General features: G+C 64.2%; 8 protein-coding genes, 1 pseudogene and 1 riboswitch. Of the genes and pseudogenes, 5 read left to right on the top strand and 4 right to left on the bottom strand.

From position 1 onward, the window contains the following. Positions 1–195: 195 nt before the first annotated feature. Together nifB and GPT33_RS14140 are read right to left on the bottom strand one after the other, a co-directional pair. Positions 196–1,707, bottom strand: coding sequence for a nitrogenase cofactor biosynthesis protein NifB (gene nifB, locus GPT33_RS14145; protein WP_296810011.1), 1,512 nt, complete (start codon positions 1,705–1,707; stop codon positions 196–198). Positions 1,708–1,908: 201 nt separating this feature from the next. Next, on the bottom strand, positions 1,909–2,709 hold the full coding sequence (locus GPT33_RS14140) for a M90 family metallopeptidase (RefSeq protein WP_296810009.1): 801 nt from the start codon (positions 2,707–2,709) through the stop codon (positions 1,909–1,911). A 195-nt stretch (positions 2,710–2,904) separates the two neighbouring features. Between GPT33_RS14140 and GPT33_RS14135 the strand changes: the two genes are divergently transcribed. The 4 genes from GPT33_RS14135 (at position 2,905) to GPT33_RS14120 (ending at position 6,098) form a co-directional block, all read left to right on the top strand. Beyond that, entirely contained in the window at positions 2,905–3,555 is a 651-nt protein-coding gene (locus tag GPT33_RS14135; protein WP_296810007.1) for an SCO family protein, read from the top strand. 44 nt (positions 3,556–3,599) lie between these two features. Then, positions 3,600–4,058: a copper chaperone PCu(A)C gene (locus GPT33_RS14130; protein ID WP_296810005.1), complete on the top strand. Its 459-nt coding sequence runs from the start codon at positions 3,600–3,602 to the stop codon at positions 4,056–4,058. Between the two features lie 318 nt (positions 4,059–4,376). Continuing rightward, positions 4,377–5,021 (top strand): c-type cytochrome, encoded by a 645-nt coding sequence (locus GPT33_RS14125; RefSeq protein ID WP_296810003.1) that lies wholly within the window; start codon positions 4,377–4,379, stop codon positions 5,019–5,021. A 300-nt stretch (positions 5,022–5,321) separates the two neighbouring features. Beyond that, on the top strand, positions 5,322–6,098 hold the full coding sequence (locus tag GPT33_RS14120) for an endonuclease/exonuclease/phosphatase family protein (protein ID WP_296810014.1): 777 nt from the start codon (positions 5,322–5,324) through the stop codon (positions 6,096–6,098). 170 nt (positions 6,099–6,268) lie between these two features. Here GPT33_RS14120 and GPT33_RS14115 read toward each other — a convergent pair whose 3' ends face one another. Next, positions 6,269–6,877, bottom strand: a complete 609-nt coding sequence (locus GPT33_RS14115) for a hypothetical protein (RefSeq protein WP_296810001.1) — start codon at positions 6,875–6,877, stop codon at positions 6,269–6,271. 111 nt (positions 6,878–6,988) lie between these two features. Beyond that, positions 6,989–9,088, bottom strand: coding sequence for an EAL domain-containing protein (locus GPT33_RS14110; RefSeq protein WP_296809998.1), 2,100 nt, complete (start codon positions 9,086–9,088; stop codon positions 6,989–6,991). 193 nt (positions 9,089–9,281) lie between these two features. Beyond that, a riboswitch (TPP riboswitch) is annotated at positions 9,282–9,445 on the top strand. 283 nt (positions 9,446–9,728) lie between these two features. Here GPT33_RS14110 and GPT33_RS14105 point away from each other — a divergent pair. Then, positions 9,729–10,209 (top strand): annotated as a pseudogene (locus tag GPT33_RS14105) (phosphomethylpyrimidine synthase ThiC); the annotation flags it as partial.

Below are 10,209 nucleotides of genomic sequence, written 5' to 3'. Positions count from 1 at the left end.
TGCGGTCCAAACCGCGTCCAGAGTGAAATGCGTCGTTTTCATCGCGTGTCGGGCTCAAGGATTTTTCCGACCTTCGCGGAGACGAGGTTTAGAATTTAATCTCGTTTTATTCTTAAACCGCGCCGACTCCGACGGTCGTTAAATCTGCCGGGGCCGATCCCATCCAAGATCATCGCCTACCGCACCGGGCGCGGTTTAAGCGCTCATTCGCTGTTCGGCGCCGCCGGAGCCTTCAAGCAGCCCCGCCTCCCCCATCTCGCGATACACCTCGGCGACCGCGTCCTCGATCGGCTCCATCGCATGCTCGCCGTTCGGCGCGATGCCGGCGGCTTCCAACTGGCCCCAGGGCTCGTAGCCGATGCGCGAGCAGAGCACGACCTCGCAGCCGTCGAGCACACGGATGGTCCTGCTCAGGACGGACTCACCGTCGCCGCAGGTGTCGTCGCCCGAGCAATAGAGCTCCACCTTGCGGTGACCGATGAAGCGAACGTCGTTCGCGCTGGCCTCGTAGACCAGGAACTCGCGGGCGTGGCCGAAATGCTGGTTGATCACGCCGCCACCGGTGGTCGCCACCGCCATCAACACCGGACGGGGCTCGGGCCGTGCAGGCCGACGGCGGGTCAGGGAGGCAATGGAGACGAAGGTCTCGCTGGACTGGCGACGTTGCGCCGTGCGGCTGGCCTCGATGGCGGCATGGACCTCGGCGCGCCGGGCCATCGCCGCAGCGTAATCGACCTCCTGCTCCGCGATCTTCTCGAGCGTGAACTCGTCGCCCCGATCCTCGCCGAGCATGCCGACCGCATCCGCGCGGCATTGGCGGCAGTGGCGCATCATGGCCATGTCCCCGGCGCAGGCATCTTGCAGTGCGGTCAGTTCCTCGTTGGTCGGACCGCGTTGGCCCATCAACCCGTAGAAGGTCCCGTGCTCGGGCTCGGCAATGAGCGGCATGACGTTGTGCAGGAAGGCGCCCTTGGCCTTGACAACCCGGCTGACCTCTTTGAGGTGCTCGGCGTTCACACCCGGGATCAGGACCGAGTTGACCTTGACCAGCACCCCGCGCGCGACCAGCATCTCAAGTCCCTTCTGCTGCTGCTCGATCAGGATCTCGGCGGCCTTGCGCCCGGTCACCCGGCGGTTGTTCCAGAAGATCCAGGGATAGATCTTGGCGCCCACGTCCGGGTCGACGCAGTTGATGGTGATGGTGACGTGCTCGATGTTGTGCTTGCAGATCTCGTCGACCAAGCCGGGCAGCGCGAGCCCGTTGGTGGAGACGCAAAGTTTGATGTCGGGGGCCTTTTCGGAGAGCTGACGGAAGGTCTCCAGGGTACGCTGCGGATTGGCCAGCGGGTCGCCCGGACCGGCGATGCCGAGCACCGTCATCTGGGGAATGGCCGCGGCGACGGCGATAACCTTCTTCACCGCCTGATCCGGGGTGAGCACCTCGGAGACCACGCCCGGGCGTGACTCGTTGGAACAGTCGTACTTGCGATTACAGTAGTGACACTGGATGTTACAGGCAGGTGCGACGGCAACGTGCATCCGCGCATAGTGATGATGCGCATCCTCGGAGAAACAGGGATGGTTGTTGATCTTGGCGCGGATCGCCTCGGGCAGATGGGCGAGCTTCTCACCGCCGGCGCCGCAGCCGCTCGATGCGCAACCGCCGCCGGGCGCGCCCGCGCCATCGGAAATGACTTTCAACTCCATCACGCTGCCTCCGGAGATGGGGCGCAGGCCCCGCGGAAAAATGTCTCTGGAAGGCACTTGAGCAAAGACCATGCCCGATCTCTGCGATGACTTAACCGACTGAAAAAATTAAAGACGACAGCACTCGAGCCAAGGGCCTGTCGGGATCACGACAGCCCGGACATCATCGACGTGTGGGATTCGGCTCAACGGCCGACGCCGCTAAGGTGTCGGCCGAGCCTCATCCTCACCGGCAGTAAGTCGGGCCAAAGGGTCTTGACGGTAGAACAGTCGCATCTGCTCGTAGACCGCCGGGTATTCGGAATAAACGAGATCGGGCAGCTCGAAGAATCCCTCGCTGAGCACGGCGAAAAACTCGGCAGGCGACTCGGTTGCATAGGGGTCGATCGGGGTCTCCTCGTCGGCGTCGACCCGCCGACACAGGTCCTCGTAGGCGGCGGAGAAGGTCTCGGCCCAAACCTTCGGAGACATCCCCGCGTGCAACGGCGGGCAACCGTTGGCGGCCCCGTCGCGCATGTCGAGCTTATGCGCCAACTCGTGGATCACGACGTTGTAGCCGTCGCGCTCCATCCCGGCCTCGACATCCGCCCACGAGAGGATAATCGGGCCTTGCTCCCAGGCCTCGCCACTCTTCGCCTCCTGCTCGGTCCAGACCACACCGTCGTCCCCCATGACCTCGCGCGCGGGGACGAACTCCTCGGGATAGACGATGACGGCATACCAGCCGCTGTACCAATCGAGTCCCAACTCCAGGACGGGAAGACAAGCCTGCAGCGCAATCGCCAGGCGCATGGCATCGGTCAGGTCAATGCCTTGCGCGGGATCCAGACGCTTGTCGCGCAGAAACAGGAGCGCCAGATCGGCGAGGCGCCGGGTTTCCTCCTCGGTTAGATCCTCGAGCAGCGGGAGGGCGTCCCGGACCCGCGCCCAGTCGTCCGGATCGACACGGGCACGCTCGCGCTCCAGCACGCGCGCCTGCCACCAACCGGTCAGACCCCGCACGGCTGCACCGTCTGCCGACGAGGCCGAGCACCACAGGCTCCGGGAATTCGGGTCGATTGGCGCAGGGCACGGGTCCTTTCGCGCAAAAGCCCGAGCCCATCCGGGTCTTCGCCGTGTGATTGATGTGCGTCAAGGCGAATCGCAGCCCGCTGCCCAAGATGCAGGGATGGACGTTTCCCCGCGGGGCTCCCGATCATGACGCGAAAGCTGTTGATCATTGCTATCCTGGTCCTCGTCGGACTCTTGGCATGGCTGTTGTTTTGGACGCCGACCGGGGTCGATCTCGATCAGGATCGGCCGCGACACGGCACACTGGATCTGGCCTCGCCGCCGCAAGGCGGCGACTTCGTCCTCGAGTCCGTCGACGGCCCGGTCGCCCTCGCCGATCTGCGCGGAAAGGTGGTCCTGATCTACTTCGGCTACACTTGGTGCCCGGATATCTGTCCGACCAATTTGGTCTTGATCGCGGGTGCGCTCAAGACGCTGACGCCCGATGAATCGGAGCGGGTTCAGGTCCTCTTCGTCAGTGTCGATCCCGAGCGGGATTCGGCCGAGCGGCTCGCCGAGTATAGTGGCTATTTCCACCCCGAGATCCTCGGCCTGACCGGCACGCCCGAGCAGATCGCCGCGGTCGCCAAGCTCTACGGCGCAGCCTACCGGCGTACCGATCTGGCCGATTCGGCGATGGGCTATGTTGTCGACCACTCCGCCTACAGCCATCTCATCGACACGCAAGGCAAGCTCGTGCGCAACCTCGATCACGCCACACCCTCCGCGGAGATCGTCGCGGCGATTCGAACACTGCTGGAATCGAGCCCCTCCACCGAGAATCAGTCCGAACCTTAGCAAGCCCAACCCACAAACCCATGCCGCCTGTTGGAGGACACATCATGCCCGGATATGCATCGCCACTGCTCGCCGCCACGTTCTTAGCCGCCCTTTCCTGCGCAGCTTTCGGCGCGGAGCTCTCGATCGACGATCCCTACGCACGGGCGGTGCCGCCGGGCCAGCCGAACAGCGCCGTCTTCATGTCTCTGGAGAACCAAACCGGAACGAATCAGGCCCTGGTCGGTGCCGAAAGCGCGGTCTCGGAGATCGTCGAGCTGCACACGCACGTCGAAGAAGACGGGATGATGCGGATGCGCCGGATCGAGAAGATCGAGGTTCCCGCCGGGGAGACAGTCACCCTGAAACCTGGCGGCCTGCACGTCATGCTCATCGGTCTGAAGCAACCACTGGAGCCGGACGACGCAGTCGATCTCACCCTGATCTTCGAGGACGGCTCGCGCATGCCCGTGCAGGCCCCGGTGCGCCGCATCGAGGCGCAGTTGCAGCAGATGAACCATTGAGGCCCGATCGGCGCCGGAAGTCATGGGCGCCACGGGGCGGCGAGGACCGATCCGTCAGCGCCGCCCGAGCCTGAATAGCGTCAATACGCGCGTGGTCAAACGATCCGGATCGCAGCGCCGCGGGGCGGAATTATTCGTCCCGCTGCCTGTCTTCGAGCAGGTGAGATCGGCGTCATCTCGGCGGACATGCGACGCCGCTGGTTTGACCCATATGCGGATGTTCTGATATACATCCGTGGATTTTCTCGCCCCCCGACCAGGCCGTCGATCCGCGCAAGGCGTCGCGGCCATGAATCACGACCCGATTAGGCATCCTCCATGGTAAAGAATTGGCTGATAACAGTTACGGTGGCAACGGCATTGGTGAGCGGCGCGGCACACGCGTCCGAAGGGCCTCAAGCCTCGGCCCCTCAGGTCGGAGACCCGCAAGCCGGCGAGGCGAAGGCCAACGGCGTGTGCATTGCTTGTCACGGCCCCCAGGGCAACAGTATCGTGCCGCTCTGGCCCAAGCTCGCCGGTCAGCACCCGGATTACATCGTGAAACAGTTGATGGACTTTAAGGCCGGTCGCCGCGCCAACGAGCAAATGACGCCGATGGCGATGCCGTTGACCGATCAAGAGGTCCTGGATCTGGCCGCTTACTACGCGACTCAGCCCAAGACCCCCGGCGCGGCGGACGCCGAGTTGGCGAGCAAGGGCGAATCCATCTATCGCTGGGGCAATCCGGAAACCGGCGTCCCGGCGTGCAGCGGATGTCACGGCCCGGCCGGGCAAGGACAGTCGCTTGCCAAGTTCCCGCGGATCTCGGCGCAGCATGCGGACTACACGAAGCAGACCCTCGAGCATTTCCGCAAGGCGCTAAGGGCCAACGATCCGAACGGGATGATGCGCGGCGCGGCAGCGCGGTTGAGCGATCAGGAGATCGCCGCGGTATCTCAGTACATCCAAGGCTTGAGCCAATAAGGCGAGCGGGGCAACCGGGGCGACCCCTCGTCGAGTCGCTCCGACGCCTCCGCCTCGCGCGTCTCTCCGCGGAATTTTCTTCGATTTCGGAGATTCGTCATCGGAGCACTGGAACCAGGGTCACCGGATCCCGGCTTGCTCGAAGCCGCGGGGGACGCGCGCGCATCGAGTGCGTCCGGGCAAACGCAACGGGTCGGAACCGCAGACGGTGTCGATTCCATCGATGTCGTGCCCGGCCATGCACACCACCAGACCGTCTCCCGAGCCTCCTCGCTCCCGACCGATGCGCAGCGACTCAAGCTGCTGAGCTTCAATGTCCAGGCCGGGATCTACTCGCGGCGCTACAGCGACTACTTCACCAATAGCTGGAAGCACGTCCTCCCGCACCCCGAGCGACTCGCAAATCTGACCCGCATCGCCCAGCTGCTGCATCAGTTCGACCTGGTCGGACTGCAGGAGGTCGACGCCGGCTCGCTGCGCAGCGCCTATATCGATCAGATTCAGTACCTGGCTCGGCACGGCGCCTTCCCGCACTGGTACAGGCAGGTCAACCGCAACCTCGGACCCTTCGCACAGCACAGCAACGGTCTGCTCAGCCGGCTGCGGCCGCAGCGAATCACCGAGCACAAGCTCCCGGGCCTCCCGGGACGCGGTGCCGTCGTGGCGGAGCTCGGGCTTTCTGACCACGAGACCCTCGCCGTGGCGATCGTGCATCTGGCCCTCGGATGGCGCGCACGCCGACGTCAACTCGATTACTTGATCACCCTGTCCGAACAATACCCGTATCTCGTCATCATGGGCGACTTCAACTGCGGGTGCGACTCGAAAGGGCTTCGGGCCATGGTCCGAAAGACCGAAATGCGCGGCATGGATTGCGAGCTCAAGACCTTCCCGAGCTGGCGTCCGACGCACAATCTGGATCACATCCTGGTCTCTCGCCCGCTCCGCGTGATCGCCGCCCGGGTGGTCGACTACGCCTTGTCGGATCACCTGCCGATCAGTATGACGATCGAGTTGCCCGAGGGTGTCACCTTCTCGGCGGACGCGGACGGGCCGGATCCGAAATCGGCGCGCTGAACGCGACGCATTGAACCGGACGAGCCTGGCTTCCCGGCGTCGCCGATCACTTCACAGCTTCACTGTGCCAATCACTGGCCCGCTCACTTAAACCGCGCCGGCTCCGGCGGTCGTCAAGTCTGCCGGTGTCGATCCCATCCAAAAACATCGCATACCGCACCGGGCGCGGTTTAAGCCTGCACGTAAAAATAGCGCCACGCACAGCCGCTCTCGCGCGCGAGCAGATCGAGAAAGGCATCTGTCGGCACTGCCTCGCCCGGAAAGATCTCATCGACCTGGATGAGCAGTCGCGCAAACCCGCCCTGCTGCTTCCAATCCCAAGACCAAATCTGACGGCACTCACCGCAAATCGGGCAGACCACGGCTGAATCCTGCCGATCCGATCCGGGCGTGCTCGCCGAGTGCTCGAATTGCTCGACGCGCAGCGTCCAATCGCTCAGGCGCGCGCGGCAACCGGGGCAACGCGGTGCACGCGTGTTGCGGCCCTGATACCAAAGCGGATGTGCCGCAGCCGGCGGAACCACGACGTGACAAAAGGGGTTGCCGGTCTGCGGATCGCTCGCGATTGCGACCGCGCACCCGACAAAGGCGAGCAGCGCGAAGAACGCGGGGCCGACACGATAGGCGCACTCGCGATCCGGGATGTGATCCGCGATGAACCCTGCCTCGGACAGCGTGTAAACGAGCCGATCCCGATCCGGACAGAGCTCGGCATCGCGCGGTGTAAGGATCAACCGACCCACGTGATTGGATGGCGGGGCGATATCCGCGACAGGCATCGGTTCCCTCGGTGTCATTGGATTGGATCCCCCGAATCGCGCCTGCCAGTGATCCCCATGTGGGCGTGCCGACAGCGTCCCGCAAAACGCGCCGTTCGGCAGAGACGCGATTCAGAGGTCGTCGGTGGAGTGATGGAAGTCGTAGTTCAACTCGCTGCTCGGCATCTGGACCGAGTTGCCTTGAATGTAGTCCGGCCGACAATTCCAGACCCGCGCGATCGTGGCCGGGTCTTCGATTCCGGCCGCGATGACGGATGCTCCGTGAGTCCTGATCTGCTGTACCACTTGGAGCAGCTCGGCTGGATCCGCGTTGATGAGGGTCGCGAAAGAGAGTTTGGCAAGGGCGACCGGCAGATCGGCGAGCAGCTTCAGATCGGCTGCATTTCCCGTGACGTTGGCTACGCAGACCTGAATCCCGTACTTGCGTAAGACCTCGACAAGCGGTTTGGCCGCGCCCAGGTGCGCTCGAACGTCGTGCATCTGGAACTGCAGCAACGGGCGGCGCCGGATCAGATTGCGCCGGACCATCTGCTCGCGAAACCAGGGGAGCCATTCTTCCGCCGCGACCGACGCGACGGTTTGATGGATCAAGAGGCGCACCTTCGGATGCGTCTTGCGCTGAGCATCCATGACATCGAGTGCGTGCTCAAGCACCCAGCGATCGATCCTCGGCATCAATCCGCTGCGCTCTGCCACTGGCAGAAAATCGGCGGCGGGAACGTGCTCGCCGTCGAGCGTGCGCAACCGAAGCTGCACCTCGTAGAGCTCCCCGACGTTCGCGCCGAGCGAGACGATCGGCTGAAACATCAACAGCAGTCCGTCCTGATTGACCGCGGTGTCGACCAACTGCTTGAGCAAACGCTCGTAGTCCGAGCCGCGATCGGGGGCGATGACCGGAGTCCAGACCCGCACCCGATTGCCGCCTGCCTGCCGCGCCCGCGCCACGGTGGTACGGCTGCGCGAGACCATCGTGATGGCATCATCCGCAGGGGGCGTAAAGAGCCCGATTCCGATTGTCACGGTGAGCGAGAGCCGCTTGTCCTCGGCCCGAAGCTTGGTGGCGCCGAACGTCGCCAAGAGCTGCTCTCCGAGCCCCTCCAACGCCTCGCGGGTCCCCCGTCGGCTCAGTACGGCAAAGGTGGAGTCATCCAGGCGCGCAGCGCACTCCTGCGGGGCGAGTTGGTCGAGGAGCTTCTCCCCGAGCTGGCGCAACAACCGCTCCATGCCGTCGACACCGACTGCTTTGGAGATGTCTTGAAAGCGATCCAGCTCGATCAGAAGAAGGCCGGCGCCGGGCAAGTGCGCCTCCGGGTCGTGAACCACGCGATCGAGACCGCGCAGAAACGCATCCTTGGAGACCAAACCTTTACCCACATCGCTGCGCTCGTCGCTGACCCGGCGCCCCTTGAGCAAGCGCGACATGCGAATGCGATGCTCGATCGCGCCGATCAGCTGCTCGCGTTGGATGGGCTTGGCGATGAAGCTGTCGCCTCCGACCCGCAACGCCTCCAGTTGCTTGTCCGGATCGGTCTCGGCGGAAAGAAAGATGATGGGCGTGTCGAAGTACTCGCCATGATCCCGAATGATCGCTGTCAACTCGGTACCGCTCGCGTCCGGCATATAGAGATCCATCAGGACCAAGTCCGGCTCGACATCGTGCATCTTGCGGAGGATCTCCAGAGGTCGATCGACGATGTGCGGCTCCATCCCCGCCTTGCTCAGCAGCAACGCGATGTACTTTGCTTGCAGCGGGTCGTCTTCGACCACCAGGATCCGGGGTTGGCTACCCCTGGCCGGGCCACTCAGCTCGATGAGGCGCTTCGCCAGATCGGGGACCGCGATCGGGGTCGGAAAGTAACCGCGCGCGCCGGCCCGCATGACCTCGAGCCGCGTTTCGATGTTCTCCGCGTCGGCGATACAGACCACCTCTGGCCTCATGGTCTTGGTGCCCGTCAGGGTCTCCAACGGCGTCCCCGTCAAGCGCTCGATCAAACCGGACGGCAGGGTCCCGGACGCGATGTAGCGCAGATCGAGGATCAGTACCCCGGGCCGCGTCCGCCCAAGGGCGGCCTCGAGCGCTTCGAGATCCGCAAAGGCTTCGAGCTGCAACCCGGCCGGCCGAATCAGGCCCGCAAGCCCGGTCTGCAACGCCGTGTCGTCGCCGAGGTAGAAGATCCGGTTTTCGGAAGTCGCAAAATCTGCTTCGGTCATGAGCGAAAGCGCCTCGGTGGGGCGTCGAGAGATCCTGTCTGCCGCTGCCCTGTCGGAAACAGCCAAGCAGACTCCCTTTCGTCCGGTGTGAGGATCAGCAGGCCAAGCCCAAAGGTCAAGCAAAAGCCGGCGCGCGGCGTACCTTCCGTTCGATCGGGTTGAAATCCCGGCGGCCTTTCGTTAGTTTCAATCGATATGCTGCTGGGGGTGTCCGGCACGCGTGACATCATCGGAACGGGCTGCCTGTCGATCGACCGGTTTGTCTTGCGTTCTCGATGCCGTCACGCTACGGGCTGAGAGAGACCCTTCGAACCTGATCCGGATCATGCCGGCGCAGGAAAGCAGGCGACGAGGACGGATCATCAGGTGCCGGTCCCGACGATGCCGCAGCCCGCCGGGCAACGCCATTGCACGACCTGCAGGACGCTCCGGACAGCGTATCGCATGAGCCTCGCCGGCTCTCGGTGCCTGCCGCCTCGACTCGGGATCCGCATCGATCCCGATCACCACGCCTCTCCTCCTGTCGGATGGTGCCGATCATCTTTCGCCATGGTCCGGTCGACCGGCAGCCTGTACGGCCGATCCGGCCCCATAATCATCGGCGCCACCATACGCCACGCGTCCGTCGAGAGGATAAACCATGAGCGCCATCCCACAGGCCTTCGTCCAGAAGACCGCCGAGCTGTCCGACGAGGTCACGCGGCCCTTTCCAAGCTCGCGCAAGATCTACGTTACGGGATCGCGTCCGGACCTGCGCGTCCCGATGCGCCAGATCACGCTGACCCCGACGCAGACCAACGCGGGGATCGAGGAGAATCCGCCTGTCGTAGTGTACGACACCTCCGGACCCTACACGGACCCGACGGCGCACATCGACCTCCTCGCCGGCCTGTCCGATCTGCGCACGACCTGGATCGAAGAGCGCGACGACACCGAGCTGCTCGGCGGACCCACCTCCGCCTTCGGTCGCGAGCGTCAATCCGACCCGCGGCTCGCGCATCTGCGCTTCGAGCATATTCGCACCCCGCGTCGTGCCAAGCCGGGGCGCAACGTCACCCAGATGCACTACGCACGACAAGGCATCGTCACCCCCGAGATGGAATTCGTCGCCATCCGCGAGA

This window comes from Thiocapsa sp. (genome assembly GCF_011390875.1).
In the GTDB taxonomy this organism is placed as follows: domain Bacteria; phylum Pseudomonadota; class Gammaproteobacteria; order Chromatiales; family Chromatiaceae; genus Thiocapsa.
Note: the sequence above shows the minus strand (reverse complement) of the source record. Positions and strands in the feature narration are given on the sequence as shown.